The organism is Candidatus Neomarinimicrobiota bacterium (assembly GCA_022567655.1).
Taxonomy (GTDB): Bacteria; Fidelibacterota; SORT01; order SORT01; family SORT01; genus JADFGO01.
Map to the genome: position 1 here is coordinate 1 of JADFGO010000055.1, position 14,880 is coordinate 14,880.

General features: G+C 45.1%; 10 protein-coding genes. 2 read left to right on the top strand and 8 right to left on the bottom strand.

Annotated elements, in window-relative coordinates:
* On the bottom strand, positions 1-2,338 hold a 2,338-nt coding region (locus IID12_06735), incomplete at its 3' end, for a SusC/RagA family TonB-linked outer membrane protein (protein ID MCH8288785.1).
* 337 nt (positions 2,339-2,675) lie between these two features.
* Entirely contained in the window at positions 2,676-4,502 is a 1,827-nt protein-coding gene (locus tag IID12_06740) for a phosphoenolpyruvate carboxykinase (GTP) (protein ID MCH8288786.1), read from the bottom strand.
* Between the two features lie 238 nt (positions 4,503-4,740).
* Here IID12_06740 and IID12_06745 point away from each other — a divergent pair, with 238 nt between their 5' ends.
* Positions 4,741-6,036: a BamA/TamA family outer membrane protein gene (locus IID12_06745; GenBank protein MCH8288787.1), complete on the top strand. Its 1,296-nt coding sequence runs from the start codon at positions 4,741-4,743 to the stop codon at positions 6,034-6,036.
* A gap of 54 nt (positions 6,037-6,090) precedes the next feature.
* On the opposite strand, the gene IID12_06750 is transcribed toward IID12_06745, so the two are convergent.
* The 6 genes from IID12_06750 to IID12_06775 form a co-directional block, all read right to left on the bottom strand.
* A complete protein-coding gene (locus IID12_06750) occupies positions 6,091-6,693 on the bottom strand; it encodes a cysteine hydrolase (protein ID MCH8288788.1) in 603 nt (200 codons plus the stop codon).
* A 181-nt stretch (positions 6,694-6,874) separates the two neighbouring features.
* Positions 6,875-7,861, bottom strand: a complete 987-nt coding sequence (locus IID12_06755; protein MCH8288789.1) for an ABC transporter ATP-binding protein — start codon at positions 7,859-7,861, stop codon at positions 6,875-6,877.
* Positions 7,858-8,652, bottom strand: coding sequence for an ABC transporter ATP-binding protein (locus tag IID12_06760; protein MCH8288790.1), 795 nt, complete (start codon positions 8,650-8,652; stop codon positions 7,858-7,860). Before IID12_06760 ends, IID12_06755 begins: the two co-directional genes overlap by 4 nt.
* 17 nt (positions 8,653-8,669) lie before the next feature.
* Complete coding sequence (locus IID12_06765; GenBank protein ID MCH8288791.1) at positions 8,670-9,512, bottom strand: ABC transporter permease; 843 nt, start codon at positions 9,510-9,512, stop codon at positions 8,670-8,672.
* Positions 9,512-10,489, bottom strand: coding sequence for an ABC transporter permease (locus IID12_06770; protein MCH8288792.1), 978 nt, complete (start codon positions 10,487-10,489; stop codon positions 9,512-9,514). Before IID12_06770 ends, IID12_06765 begins: the two co-directional genes overlap by 1 nt.
* A 6-nt stretch (positions 10,490-10,495) precedes the next feature.
* A complete protein-coding gene (locus tag IID12_06775) occupies positions 10,496-12,238 on the bottom strand; it encodes a hypothetical protein (protein ID MCH8288793.1) in 1,743 nt (580 codons plus the stop codon).
* 376 nt (positions 12,239-12,614) lie between these two features.
* On the opposite strand from IID12_06775, the gene IID12_06780 reads away from it, so the two are divergent.
* A complete protein-coding gene (locus IID12_06780) occupies positions 12,615-14,618 on the top strand; it encodes a PAS domain S-box protein (protein MCH8288794.1) in 2,004 nt (667 codons plus the stop codon).
* Positions 14,619-14,880: the final 262 nt, after the last annotated feature.

Here is a 14,880-nt window from a genome sequence, read left to right on the forward strand (position 1 = left end):
GAAAGCCAGCAGTCAAAAGCAGATCGGTGATGTTTTGAGTGAAATATGTGGCGTCAAGCGTCGCCTTTTCATCTAATCCGGTCCAATCAAGCCCCAATTCTATTTCCCGGGTTCGTTCGGGTTTTATATCAGCAGAACCTCTCGTACCCTCATTAATTAGTCCGGAGTTTCCCCCTATGCTGATTGGATCAAGGAGGGTGAATTTCGAATTAGCAATAGGCAAGTTTCCTGTTACACCATATGCTGTACGTAATTTTAAAGCATCATTAAGACGATATGACAAGGCTCCTTTTGGAAACATAAAGAACTTATCTGTGTCGCCTATAGTACTGCTTCGATCACCACGTAGTCCGCCGGAAACATAGATCACGTCATTAAAGTTGACCTCTTGCTGTATAAAAAAGCCGCGTTCACGTTGGCGGGTAATCTGCTGAAAAGAAATTACCTTGGAGGCTTGGTCAACGTTCGTCTGCGTTGGTATCAAGTTCGTCGCCCATACCACCAAATTATTGTTCTCAATGTTTTCAAACTGAAAACCGAATGTGGTATTATAGGAAGTATTCGAGGGCGTGACGTATTTATGGACTAAATTCAAAGACAAGTTCGTGTTAATGCTCTCTGCCTCACCGAGAATTGATGAACCCGGTGTGTCACTTACTCGTTCAAATTGCAGATCGGGAGGAGAAAATGCTTTATTCTCCTGCGAGTAGAAATCAATGCCGGCCAGCACAATAAAATCGAGATTTTGATTGGCTTTTCTAAAGAGGCTGTGTGTGAGTTTCGTTGAAAGGATAGAACGATATACTATCTCATTGTTGGTAAGGACATCTCTTGTGTGAAGCGGATTTGACGGATTAAACGGATTAACCGGATAATCCCCTGCAAGAAGACCGAAGCATCCAGTTCTGGTCGAGTTGTCGTTAACATCCGCAGCTGCGACATCCGCAGCTGAGCATTTTCTTATGTCCACATAGCTGGGAGTAAATGCGAGAGAAAATCCGAATGTGGTATTGGTATTATCGTTTCCTGTAATGGCACGATCTGATTCTGACCTGATAAGACTTGTGTAAACATCTAATTTGGTCTTTTCACTGAATCTGTGCTTAACGTTGATTTTCGCCGAATACTTTTTGTATCCTGTGTTTTTAACGATACCTTCATCGTTTTTGTACATGCCGGAAACGTAGAATTGAGTTTTGTTGGTTCCACCTCTTGCGCTCACAGTGGTTTCCCAAAGCATGCCTGTTTCTCCATACAGCTCGTCTTCATAGTCGATGAATCTTCCGGGTACAGCAGCGGTTAATGAATCAAGTATGACCTCAAATCGAGCAGCATCTGATCCGCTCAAACCACCTTCTGTACCGTTAATTGAATCTAACCGGGTAAACCCGGAAGAGTTCAGAAAACCGTTGCTGACGCCGAAAAAACCCAACCCTGTCGCACCGTTGTTTCCGTATGCTTCTCGTGCGTTAAATTCACGTGCGCCTATTTTGTTCAGGATTGTACTGAAACCAAACTGCTGAGAAACATCAATGCGTGTTTTTCCGGTTCCACCGCTCTTTGTAGTGATAATAATTACACCGCCGGCTGCCTTCGAGCCGTAAATTGCAGCTGCGCTTGCGCCTTTGAGTACTTCTATATTGGCGATGTCATTAGGATTAATATCGGCAATTCTATTAACAGGCTGACCTTGCGGATTCGGGCTGCCGGCGCTTGCTGCTGCAGTTATGAGATCCATCAAGCCTGCGAGGTTTGCGGCATTATTGATAATCACACCGTCGATAACATATAGCGGTTGTGTTGCGCCGACAAGCGTTGAAACACCACGTAGGTTTACGCTTATACCACCACCCGGTGCGCCGGTGTTCTGGCTGACGTTAATACCCGCGAATTTTCCCGCAAGAGCTCCGCCAAGTGTTTGGGCAGGCGCAGGTACCAGTTCATCCGCTGAAATTGTTGCTACCGAATGAGCCAGGTTACGTTTCTTTACAGTCGATGCCAGTCCTGTCACCACGACTCCGGAGGTCTTTAGAACGTCTTCTTCCATCTCTATGTCGAGGGATGTGACTCCCGGCGCTAAGGTAATTTCCTGCGTCTTAAAACCGATGAACGTGACTATAAATGTTACCTCATCAACAGGAATGTTGATGACGTAGTTCCCGTCATTATCCGTTATAGTTCCGGTGAAGGTGCCTTTGATTAGTATCTGCGTGCCCGGAAGAGGACCTCCGGTTTCAGCAACTGAAATATTGCCCGTTACTGTACGGTCGGCTCCGGCTGCGAAATTGAAGAACGTCAGCAACAGAAGCGTAGTTAGTAATAACTTTGGTGCTTTCATGTCTATAATACCTCTAATTGATTTTAGCTTTCAAAATTCACCTAAACCGCCATTCCTTCGGCGGATGACGAATTTCTCCCGGCAATAACTTCAGTTAAGGCTGTAATATATTTCTTTTATATATATTAAGAAAAACTTACGGAAATTATAACCTGCATAGGTGCTTCATGTCAAGTATTATCTTTGATTGTGGCTCAATGGGACTAAAAAACGAGAGTAAAATGTTTATTTACAATAGTTTGAGCAGAAGAAGTGAAATTCCCGATATTGACTTTCTTGATGATAATGTGAACAAACCGCTCATTGACACTCTGATTGGTCTTTATTCGCTCTGTATTCAGGACTTAAACTCAAAGGGAGACACTATATCTCTATCGAATTCATCCTTTGCCTGAAGCAGTCTGCTTTTTTGACTTTTGACTTCTTCGGTAAAGGCGTTTGGAAGATTCAACTCCCCGGCATAGAATGTTTCTATTCTGTCAATCCTGTCAAGCAGCTTAACAAGGCGTATGCAAAAAAGTCTTTCATATATGTCTTCGGTAAACTCTTTATCGAATAAGTCCGTGAACAAGTTTTTTAGGTCCGCAAAATGGGGAACGTATCCTACCGGTGTTTTTATTGCATCGAACTCTCCGTGCACTCTGCCTTCCATCCACATCAGCCAGACCTTTTTGTCCGTCTTTTCGTTCAGGAATTCACCTTTTTCCTTTAGAAAATAGTTGGTGGAAAATATCAATGGTTTTCGGCTTAGCGATTCACCGAACTTTAGATGGTTTTTTATGTAAGTGCCGAGCGGAACGACAAGGAAATCAAGATTAGCCATCGGATTTTGTTTCCTGACCCCTTCCTTGCCAATAGTAGCCGCCGTTGTCTCAGATTCCAATGTAGCGCCCATGAACACGCCATGCTCCCAATTGAGCGATTGGAGAACGGGAGGGTTGGTATCGGAATCGCGCCCACCGTAAATTATTCCGGAGAGTGGAACGCCGTCCGGGGCATGGAGCTTCGGATCGGAATTTTCCAATTCCTGAATACGGATCGTATAACGGGCGTTTTTATGGGCAGCAAGTATTTCATTTCCATCCGGGTCTCTGTCATGCAGCGACCATTCGCCGGAATAGTTAAAACCCTCTCCGGGAATATCATCTCCCATACCGAGCCAATAAGGAGTGTTATCTTTCAGTAAAACGTTTGAGTATATCAATTCTCTCGGAGTAGTCAACGCCTGGTATATCAAAGGGTCATCAACTGAGTTTACATCCTGGATTATACCGAAGATGCCCTGCTCGACGTTTACTGCATATGCGATCCGATCTTCTCCTATTCTGATGTAGGCTATATCATCACCGAGAATTATCTGACCGGGAATCATCGCAGTTGAGGTCTTACCGCACGCACTTGGAAAGGCGCCGGAAAAATAGGTCGTCCTATCTTTACCCTGAGGTTTAGCGCCCAAAATAAACATATGTTCACAAAGCCAATCTTCCCGATTAGCTCTGTTGATCGCAAGCCGGAGAGCCAATTTTTTCAGACCGACACTGTTGCCCGCATATTGTGTGTTCACGGAAAATACACGTTCCTCCTGAAGGTCCATGTAAATTCTGCGTTTTTCGACGTTTTCCGAATTTTTATTCTTATCAAGCTTGCCGCTCGAATGCACAAAATGGAAGAAGTTGTTCGAACCGTTGAGATTTTTAAATTCTTCATATCCCTGACGGTACAGGATAGTCTCGCTGTGGGCTACGTAAGCCGAATCGGTAATTTGAAGTGCGGGTATGGAAAATCTTGAGTTAGTCGGTCCGAGAGAGAAAAAGCAAATGAGCATCTCCTTTCCCTGCATTATCCCGTCTAACAAGGCCATAACCTCGTTCAACCCTTCGTCCCTGTCAACAGTGTTAATATATTTGCCGAGTTGTGCGCCTTTGGAAAGAAGAATAGCGGTGTTCGTTTTATCTCTCGCCTGATCGTAATACCCGTCGAAGTGAATCGTATGACCCTTCGTTTCGAGTAGTATCTCTTCCTTGTTTCGAATTGCCAACTCACGCAGCAATTCCATATCATCCGCCGAGTCGGATATAACAGTCACTTTTGAGGGCTTGCAAATGCTGACGTATTCGTTTATTATTTCATTTATAGACGGATTATTTAATTCCTGAATTCTCATCAGATTTTTATCGTCTAAAATGTTTTTGTTGATCTCCAATTAACCCTCTGTTAAGGTTTCGTGCATTCTGAAAAATCGGCGGTAAAAATACGGACACCGATTAAACAGATGCTACTAAAAATTTTATCACACTGTAAACCATACAATCTCTATTCTTAAATATATAAACAGCGAACTTGCCTGAATAACCATATTTTGATATATTTTCATATAATTCACGTTTAGCTAAAGGAACCATTTGAAATTAGTTTACATACTGCTTACGCTGTTTACGCTGCAGCTGGCAGCACTACATTCACCTCTATCCGGTTCTGAACCGGGTGAGCAAAGGCAGAACAGCGGTAAAAGAAATCTGACATTCGGATTTCTTCCGGCATTGGCATTCAGCGCCGATAAAGGTTTTGGTTATGGTATTGTACTTCAGGCTGACGATAAAAGAGCCGGGGGATACTCGCCATATTACGCATCTCACAGGCTGATATTGAAACGTACCACAAAAGGTATCGGCGATTATTCGTACCGGTTTGACAGCAAATATATCTTTCGCAAAAAAATAAGAATCACGATGAAAGCTAGCTATCTAACGAGCATCCTCGAGCCGTTTTACGGGTTTGGAGGGGCGCAGACTCTGTATAATGAATCTTACGAAGATTCATCGGACCAGGAAAAATACCGCGGGAAATTCTATTACGAATATGATAAGCGTTATTACCGGGTCGATACGATTTTTCAGGGAGCGCTGAATAGAGAAAATTTGAGATGGTTGGGCGGGTTTACAATTTTATCTACTGAAATCGATACCATAGACTACAACGACTTCGATGAGAAATACCTGAGTTTACCGACCAACACATTATTGGCTAAGCTTATCCGGAGCGGCGTGGTGGATAAGAAATTGATTCAGGGGGGAAGTGAACACAGCTTTTTGGTAGGACTGGTATGGGACAGCCGGGATGATGAATCGACTCCAAACAGCGGTGTGTGGTCGGAGGCGCTGTTTCGATGGGTACCAGACATGCTCGGTAATGACTTTTCGTATCTGTCTCTCACCGGAACTCACAGACAATATCTACCTCTAATTGATAAACTTACCTTTGCTTATCGTCTGAGCGGAAGATTCATGTCGGAAGGTGTGCCGTTCTTTACGGCTACACAATTAGACGGGTCGTTTCAGGTACAGACCGGAATAGGCGGTGGGAAGACTATAAGAGGCGTAGTATATCAAAGGGTAAACAGCAGGAATAATTTCTACGGAAATTTTGAACTGAGATACAAAATTGCGGACATGTTCACGACCGGTTATGCCGCTGTCAGCTCTTTCTATGATTTGGGGAGATCGTTCGATACTGCTTCGAAGCTTGCCGAAGAGGACATCGGTTCCGCAGACGACAAATTCCATCAGGGAATAGGCGCCGGGATCCGGCTGGCGATAAATTCAACTTTCATCGTCGCTGTCGACATCGGGAAGGCTGTAGATCCTTCAATAGACGGAGGCGGATTAAAGCTTTATATCGGTCTGGATTGGTTATACTAAAAACCCCCGATGGATAGTCTCAACGGGGGTTCACTGTTACAATATTCGGGAAAATTAGAACCTGCTCAACGCCTCCTCGGCGGTGATAGATTCATGAGCGATAAATCCGAAATTTACCAACGCCGCTTTATACGCATCTTCGCCGGGGGCTGCGGTCGCATCATTGATTACAATCACATGGTAACCGTTCTCCTCTGCGTCCCTGAGATGTGATTCCACGCAGAGGTTCGCTGACATACCGCAGAGGTAAATAGTCTTGATATCCCGTTTCCTCATCTGAATATCTAAGTCGCTCGTATGAAAACCGCTCAGGTTCTTATGAGGCGCGCAGATAATCGTCGCATCGTCCGGAGCGAGTTCAGGGTGGAACTCAGATCCGGAACTGTTGCGGTCAAACATCTTTCGTTCGAACATAAGGCTGTCGATCGGATTGTTGTTTTTCCATGCGTCAAACTCTTTGTCATAGTAATGCGGTGAGTAAAAGACATCAACTCCGGCTTCTTTTGCCCTGGCGATAAGATTTTTCAGCTTTTCCACCACGTTATTTTTCACAACTCCATCTCCGACGAGGTCCCAAACCACACCGTCCTCCGACAGAAAATCGTTTTGCGGATCAATAATCAGCAGTGCGGTCGTATTTGAATCGATAGAACCCATGCGTTACTCCTTCCTTAATTTAATATCAGTTTATTATTAATTTTCATGCAGATGGTTAATATATAATTGTGCGCTTTCAAAGAAGTAATTCGAATTACACTTGGGTATGATAAAGGTTTTGCACATATCTTTCGATTCTCCTTTTATCATATTATTTACCTCTTTTAACTGCCCGGTTTCGTCAATCTAACGGGTGATAACATCTTGCCGTTCCTCCGTGACCGACGGCTTCCGCGGACGGTTCATCTTTAGAGCAGATATCGTCGGCGTATTCGCATCGAGGATGAAATTTGCAGCCGGTTATCGGTGTTTCTATGGAGGGTATATCGCCGGGGATGACTTTCAACTTTGAGCCGGAGGTGTAAGATTTCGATACGTCCAACAGCGCTTTTGTATAAGGATGGGATGGGGCCGATAATAACTTTTGTGCATTACCAAATTCGACTATTCTGCCTAAATACATGACCATAAGGTCGTCGACCCAATTCAATATGAGATCAAGGTCATGTGAGACGAGGATTATAGATATGTTCATGTCATCTTTAAGTCGTGAAAGAGTTTTCATAATTCCTATTTGGCTGGTTGCGTCAAGGGCGGTAGTCGGTTCATCCGCAATAAGGATCGAAGGCTCTCCCGCAAGAGCCGCAGCTATGGCTACTCTTTGGAGCATGCCTCCCGAAAGCTCATGAGGATATGAATCGGCGACCTCTTTTACATTTTTGAGACCCGCGAGCTCAAGCAAGTTTAATACCTGCCGGTTCCCGGCATGTTTGTCGGCATAGATCGATGCAGGGAGAGCGTCAAAAACCTGTTTTCCGCATTTCAGCACCGGATTCATGGAAGCGGATGGTTCCTGAGATAGAAATCCTATCGTTTTTCCGCGAATCGTCATAAGTTCTCTTTGTGAAAGGGACAGGATATCTATATCAGAGTCGTCTTTGAGATTCAGTTTAATGCTTCCTGTGACGCTTCCATTTTGCGGGAGTAACTTTAGGATAGCCTTACAAAGTATACTTTTACCACTGCCCGATTCCCCGATGAGCCCGAGCGTCGAGCCGTAGTTTAAATCGAAATCAACACCCTCTATGATTTTCGTCTTTGATCCGGTGGAATTTATGCTGACTCCAAGACCCCGAACCGATAATATGGATTTGTTGCCTGCCATCATTCGCTTCCGAGTAAGCCGGAGCTGACAAGGAGTTCGCGAGTATATGGATGGTTGGGGTTTGAAAATATGTCGCCGCACTCTCCCTCTTCAAGCAGCACTCCTTCCTTCATGATTACCATTCTGTCGGCTAAAGACCTGACGACCCTGAGGTCGTGGGATATTAGGAGATATGTAATGCGCTTATTCTCCTTTAGATCGAGGAGAAGATTTATAATCTGTGCTTGTATAGACAGGTCTTGAGCCGAGAAAGGTTCGTCAAGTATCAGGAGTTCCGGTTCCGGCGCTAACGCCCGCGCTATACAGAGCCGCTGTTTTTGCCCTCCGCTCAACTGATGCGGATATTTCTTCAGGTGATCGGCTTCGAGTCCCACAGCTTTCAGAAGCGCAAGAGTTGTTTCTTTTTTATCCTGCCGGTCTTCGGATGACAAACCGTCCATTACGCATGATTCAGCGGTCATGCGGGGATTCAGTGCGCTGTTGGCGTCCTGGAAAACGGGTTGAATCAATCGACGCGTATTCCGTAGAGACTTACCTTTCAAAGCGCCTAAATCCAAGCCGTTGAACAGTGTCGTTCCCTTATCCGGTTTAACGAAGCCGAGTATGGACATGGCGATGGAAGTTTTACCAGAGCCCGATTCTCCCACTATTGCGAACGTCTCCCCCCGTTTGACACTGAAAGAGACTCCCCTGACGGCTTCAGTCAGTGAATTTCTTGAACTAAATAGTTTATTGCGTGAAGCATAGCTGACGTGGAGATCCTCGATCTCAAGTATGTTGTCTATTTTTTTCATTTGATCTTTCACGCCGATCAACTTTTATTCTGCCGTGGATCCAGAACATCTCTTAAACCATCCCCTAATAAGTTGAACCCAATCACGCTTATAATTATGGCAGCGCCGGCAAACGTTGAAATCCACCAGGTACCCAGCGGATCGATCCTGCCTTGATTCATAATAGTTCCCCAGCTTGCGTTTGGAGGTTGGACACCGAGACCGAGAAAGCTGAGAGTGGCTTCAACGAGTATCATCGTTCCGATTAAAAGCGTTGAAGAGACAATTATGGAACTCGACACGTTAGGAAGAACGTAACGCAGCACTATTCGAGATTTTTTCAATCCAAGAGCGGTTGCAGCTTTTACGTAGTTCATCTCCCGCACAAGAATGACCTCCCCTCTGACGACCCGCGCTACCTCCATCCATGAAACAACACCGAGAACAGCTACGGTAAGCCAAATCGAAGGAGAGCCCAATCCAACGGCTAAAAGTACAATAAACAGCCTGGGGAACCCGAGTAGTATATCGACGACTCTCATGAGCGTCTTATCTGTCCAGCCTCTTAAAAACCCTGAAGCTAATCCGACAGCCGAACCGATACTGACGGCTATTATCGCTGCGACCAAACCTATTCCCATGGAGACTCTGGATCCGTACAAAAGCCTGCTTAAGAGGTCTCTTCCGAATATGTCAGTTCCGAGTAGATGAGAAAGTGACGGGGGGGAGGAGACAATCGCCAGGTTCTGCTGGGCTGGATCGTAAGGTGAAATCAAGGGCGCTACCGCTGCGAGGAGAAAGTATATACCGGTTACGGTTAAGCCTATCTTTCCCGTTGAATGATTCCAGAGCCGCTGAATAATTTGAATGAAGCGGTTCATCAGTTGCTGCCTTCGAGTCTGACCCGCGGGTCGGCGACCGCATAACCTACATCGGCAAGAAAATTGCCGATTATTACACTGATAAAGGCAACTGTGCTTGCCGCCATAATTATAGGATAGTCTCTGCCCAGAGCCGCGTCAAACATGACCCTACCCATGCCGGGGAGCGAATAGATGACCTCGACTACTACAGCACCGCTGAAGAGCGCGGGTAAGGACGTCCCGAGAATGGAAATCACCGGAAGGAGGGCATTGCGTAATCCGTAATGCAGTAATATTTTTCTTTCGGATAAGCCCCGCGCCCTGGCTGCCGTTATAAAGTCAGAATTCAAAACCTCTATCATACTGTTTCTGACAAATCTGCCGTAAACGGGAGCTGTAGTCAGTCCGAGGGTAAGGACCGGCAAGATCAAGTGGATCGCATAATCCCATAATTTCCCAAAGAATCCGAGCCTGTCGTGAAATATCGACGTTAATTGGGATGAGGGCAGCCAATCGAGGCTGATTGCAAAGAATCCGAGGAATATCAAGCCGAGCCAGAAGGTGGGAACGGAATAGAAAAAAAGAAGAAGTGAAGTCAATGTTTTATCTGTTTTGCTGCCTGATTTCAGAGCTGAGTAAGCTCCTAAGAGCGTTCCGAGGATAAGCCCAAATACCAGTGACAGCGTTGAAAGCAACAAGGTCGGGGGAAGAGCGTCCAAGATCACCTTTGATGCATTTCTTCCGTTCGCAAAGGAATTGCCGAAATCGAAGTGTAAAATTACGCTTTTCATCCATGCGATATATTGAATCGGTATAGGCTGATCGATACCGAATTTCTTAGCGATATTTTCCTTTAGCCCGGGACTCATTGAAGGTGTGATAAAGCGGTCGGTCGGGTCGCCGGGAGCGAGGCGAATTACGAAAAAGGTTAGCGATAATCCAAGAAAGAGTATGGGGATGGTAACTAAAAGCCGCCTTAGAGAGTAGGCGACCATCAGCGGCTAATTCTCGGCGAGCATGTCGTGAGCAGCGCGCTCCTCGAGGGGTATCCACCAATCTTCCATATTAATGAACGAGCCCCTCTTATCAATTTTGACTCCTTTGAAGCGGCTGTGCACCGCTGTCGTTTCCAATTTGTAATAAAGCCAGGTATAAGGTAAATCCCATGACAGGAGCTTAGCAACTTCGTCCCAATGTTTTTGAGCGTTGCTCCTATTGGTTTCCCGTTTTGCCGCTTCTTCCAACATGTCAAATTCGGGAGAGAGATAACTTATGAAGTTAAACGGAATGAAGATACTCGAGCTGTGAAATAGTGGAGTTAATTCCATTTTCAGTCCTACGTTCCAGCCAAAGAGCGCGGCGTCGAACTCTCTGGCTGGAAACATCCTCCCGGTAAGGAGTGTGTGTTCCACTACCCTCGGTTTCATCTCGACTCCGATCTCCTTCAACTGCTGCTGAACAATGGTCAGGGCTTGTTTTCTTTCCTCATTTCCAGCGTTGGTTACCATCTCAAAACTGAATTTCAGTCCGTCCTTATCAAGAATTCCGTCTCCGTCAGTGTCACTCCACCCTTCGGAACTCAGAATGGCTTTTGCGCCTTCTACATCGTATTCCCAGACGGAATTTGCGGTGGAATTGTATGGCCACAGTACTGGAGGGATCGGACCGTGCATCGGAATAGAGAGGCCGTGGGTGACTACGTCCGCTATTGTCTTTCTATCAATGGCTGTTGTCAATGCTGCCCGCACCTTCTGGCTTCCGAAGAGCTTGTGCGGTTTTAGAAGTTCTTCCATGTCCGGCTCGGAATCTCCCGCTTCTTCCATTACCCGGGCGTAGTTTTCCGGGTCGATGCGGTTCCAGCCTATGAATTCGTAAAATTGGCCGAGAAAACTGTAAGGTCTAATCCGTGTATCACCTCTTTCCCACGAATCTAATAATTTTTTGAAATCTGCTGCTGGAACTTTTTCCATAAAGTCTATATCTCCGCTCTGAAGCTGCCTCCAGAGATTAATTCTATCCGGAACGACCTGGAAAAATATACCGTCTAAGTGGGGTTTGCCTCTGATATAATAGTTTTTATTCTTTTCAAGTATAACTGATTGCTGAGATTTCCACTCGACGAACTTGAACGGTCCTGTACCTATCGGGTTTCTGTTGAAATCGGTGCTTTCGATCTCCTCAATCGGTATGCCGCTTAAAATATGTTCCGGGACTATGTAACCTTCCACGGCGTCCATGAGCAGAGTAGGAGATTTTTCTCTTAAATGGAAAACAACAGTGGAATCGTCCAGCATGACAACTCTTTCCACGTTTTCTTTAGAGGAATAGCCGTCCCATGTCAAAGTTTCGTTTATCTGAAGGTTATAAGTGAAAATTACGTCGTCAGCATTGAATTTTTCGCCGTCGTGCCACGAGACGTCTGTCCTCAGATTAAATGTGATTGAGAGGCTGTCGTTGGAGAATTCCCAACTCTTTGCCAATTGAGGGGAAAATGAAACCAGGTCTTCGTTCAGGTCCGCCAATCGTCTGTATATGAGCGAAATAATGTCTTTGGAGTTCTTCGAATGGGCTGTTAATGGGTTGAGGGCATCAGGCTCACCTGTAATTCCGATAATGAGATTGCCGCCGTCAACAATATCCTCTTCCGAGTAACTAACTTCTTGAGCCGCTGAACGGGTTTCTTCGCTTTTACCACATCCAAGTAGAAGTAGAGGTATAGTGATAAGCAAAAGCGACCTATTCATCCAATTTCCATTCCCGAAAAGTTCAGTGATGAGGCTTTTATCAATCTCGGCTCTGCCCATAATTTTGTTAAAACATTGACCTATCATAGCGAGTAAAGCTAAATAAATCAAGAGATTTCTGACGCATAACCGACCTGTAAAATAGCTTTATCGCATACTATTGAGAACTAAAATTATTAAAGTATTTATCACAAAAAACATGTGTCTCCGGTCACAATCGTACCGAAAGAGAGAATTTAAGCTTGGATTTTCCTCATAATTTCGTTAAATATACTCACAATGCAGTCAAATACTGCCTAAGTTCAATAAAAGTAGTTGATTGCGGGTTGTTTGAGGATCCTATCTTATAGAGAAATTAACGTGAAAATGCATAGCTATGGCTAAAAAATCTTTGAATATCAACGATATTGAATCCGTTGCGACCTATCAATCGATTGTAGAGGGGATCAATGAATTTGTTATGATCTTTGACCTTGAAGGAATAATAACATTTGCAAATCAATCAGCAATATCTTCCTTAGGATACAAAAAGGATGACCTTCTCGGTAAACCGCTCTCGGTCCTGTTCGAATCCGACCGGGGTAAGAATCTCTTAGCGATTTACAGGGACTTCGTCAATTCAAATACTCTTATCGACAGATATGAGATGGAGTTAAAGGGCAAACGAGGAAGAGCCGTTCATCTTGAGGTTTCCGGGAAAAGGATGTATTCCGGAGGAAAGATAGTTGGAGCCGTCAGCATAGGAAGAGATATATCATCAAGGATAACATCTAACAAAGTTCTTTCCGGGAATCTCGGGCAGCAATCGTTTGCTGCAAGGATGGGAATCAATGTATTATCCGGTGTAAGCTACGAGAAGCTGATACAAGATTGTATTGCTGAGGTATCCGGGCTGCTCGACGTCAAAGCGGCGGCGTTTTTGCAACTCGACAATGCAGGCAAATCACTTAAGATAACTCATTCGGTCGGTTGGGTGAAGAAAAAGAGCGATAACTTCGAGTTGGTATTAAAGAAATCCGGTATCGACGGGATTCATCCTGAACAGACATATACGCTGAACTTCGATCGGTCGAATAATAAGCGTATACCGGCGTGGTTTGCCGATTTTAAGGAAGATGTGAATTATGCCGTATTCGTTCCGATATCGCCCGATGATAATCTCTTCGGCGCAATATTAGTGCATGCGGCGGACCGAAAAGATATTGATGGTACCAAAGTTAAGTTTGTTGAGCAGATAGCGTCACTGATGACGTTAGGCGCTGTTCGTGATAGAAATATAAAAGAGAGCGGTTCTCCTCCTAATTTCAGCGAATTCAATCCGGATCTCGTTATGAAGATCAATCTGGACGGGAAGCTTTTGTATGCAAATCCGGCTGTTTCCAAAGAGCTAAAAATACAGGGATTGGGCAAGGGAGATTGGGCGGAGCTCCTGCCGGAAATTCACAATAAAAAAATGAGAGCCTGTATAGATACGAAGGAAAATCAGAAAGCGGAGTCTATCGTCGGATATCACACATTTGAATTTTGGTACACTCCTGTCCACGGAGAGGAATCTGTAATACTGTTCGGGAGGGATGTGGCTGATAAGGACGAAGCGCTCGGCGAACTGATGTTGAGCGAAGCGGAGTTGATAACCTCTCACAAGGAAATTAACGAACTGCATGGGAGAGAACGTACAATGAAGGAACATCTCGCTTATGCCGAGAGGTTGGCTGCGATAGGTCAGATGGGAGCGAAGATAGCGCATGAACTGAACAATCCGCTGCAGATTATATCCGCACGCGCGGAGCTGATAGCCGAATTAAGCGGCAGCGAAAAGATTCGGGAACTGTCAGATGACCTTCAAACCGAGATACAGCATGTAATCGAGATATCGTCAAGCTATATGAGACTTGGAAAACAGTCTCCCGCGGAAATGGAGAGCCTGAACATCAATGAAACTATTATGAGCTTGATGAAAACACTCGGCACTCTGGGGCATATCAAGTATCTAAACATTAACACGAATTACGAAGAGCCTTTGCCTACCGTGTACGGTGACCGAGAAAAAGTTATTCAGGTATTTAGAAATCTGATAATCAATGCGGCACACTCTATGGAAAAGACTGAATCAAAGACGCTGACAGTCACCACTTCGTATCAGGCTGAAACTTCCTCGGTTGTCGTCGAAGTGACGGATACAGGAACCGGAATTAAAAAGAAAGACTTAGCGACAATTTTCGATCCGTATTTCACTACCAAGGAGGAAGGGGTAGGTACGGGTATAGGTCTTGTGATTGTCCGTGACGTGGTCGAAATGGAAATGGGGGGTACGATCAAAATCGATTCAGCAATCGGAAGAGGCACAACCTTCACAATCTCGTTTCCCGCTGAAATATAGAACGCAGGCACCCTTCGGTGACTGCGCCACAATTAATGCTGTCATTCTGAGTCCCGAAGCTTCGGGACGAAGAATTCAGCTGATTATATGAAGTGTAGGGGCAATTCACGTTTACCCCGAAGAAAGCGGGGAATCGCCCTATGGACAACTCCTGAGTTGTCCCTACCTATGCCATCGGAAAGGGAATAAAAATCCCCTCTTGAGAGGGGTGGCTCCGCTGAAAGCGGAGACGGGGTGTGTCACAGGACAGCATACTATGCTG

Coding starts and splice junctions, on each gene's coding strand:
- IID12_06740 (MCH8288786.1), bottom strand. CDS start 4,502: ATGAGAATTCAGGAATTAAATAATCCGTCTATAAATGAAATAATAAAC.
- IID12_06750 (MCH8288788.1), bottom strand. CDS start 6,693: ATGGGTTCTATCGATTCAAATACGACCGCACTGCTGATTATTGATCCG.
- IID12_06755 (MCH8288789.1), bottom strand. CDS start 7,861: ATGATGGCAGGCAACAAATCCATATTATCGGTTCGGGGTCTTGGAGTC.
- IID12_06760 (MCH8288790.1), bottom strand. CDS start 8,652: ATGAAAAAAATAGACAACATACTTGAGATCGAGGATCTCCACGTCAGC.
- IID12_06765 (MCH8288791.1), bottom strand. CDS start 9,512: ATGAACCGCTTCATTCAAATTATTCAGCGGCTCTGGAATCATTCAACG.
- IID12_06770 (MCH8288792.1), bottom strand. CDS start 10,489: ATGGTCGCCTACTCTCTAAGGCGGCTTTTAGTTACCATCCCCATACTC.
- IID12_06775 (MCH8288793.1), bottom strand. CDS start 12,238: ATGAATAGGTCGCTTTTGCTTATCACTATACCTCTACTTCTACTTGGA.
- IID12_06780 (MCH8288794.1), top strand. CDS start 12,615: ATGGCTAAAAAATCTTTGAATATCAACGATATTGAATCCGTTGCGACC.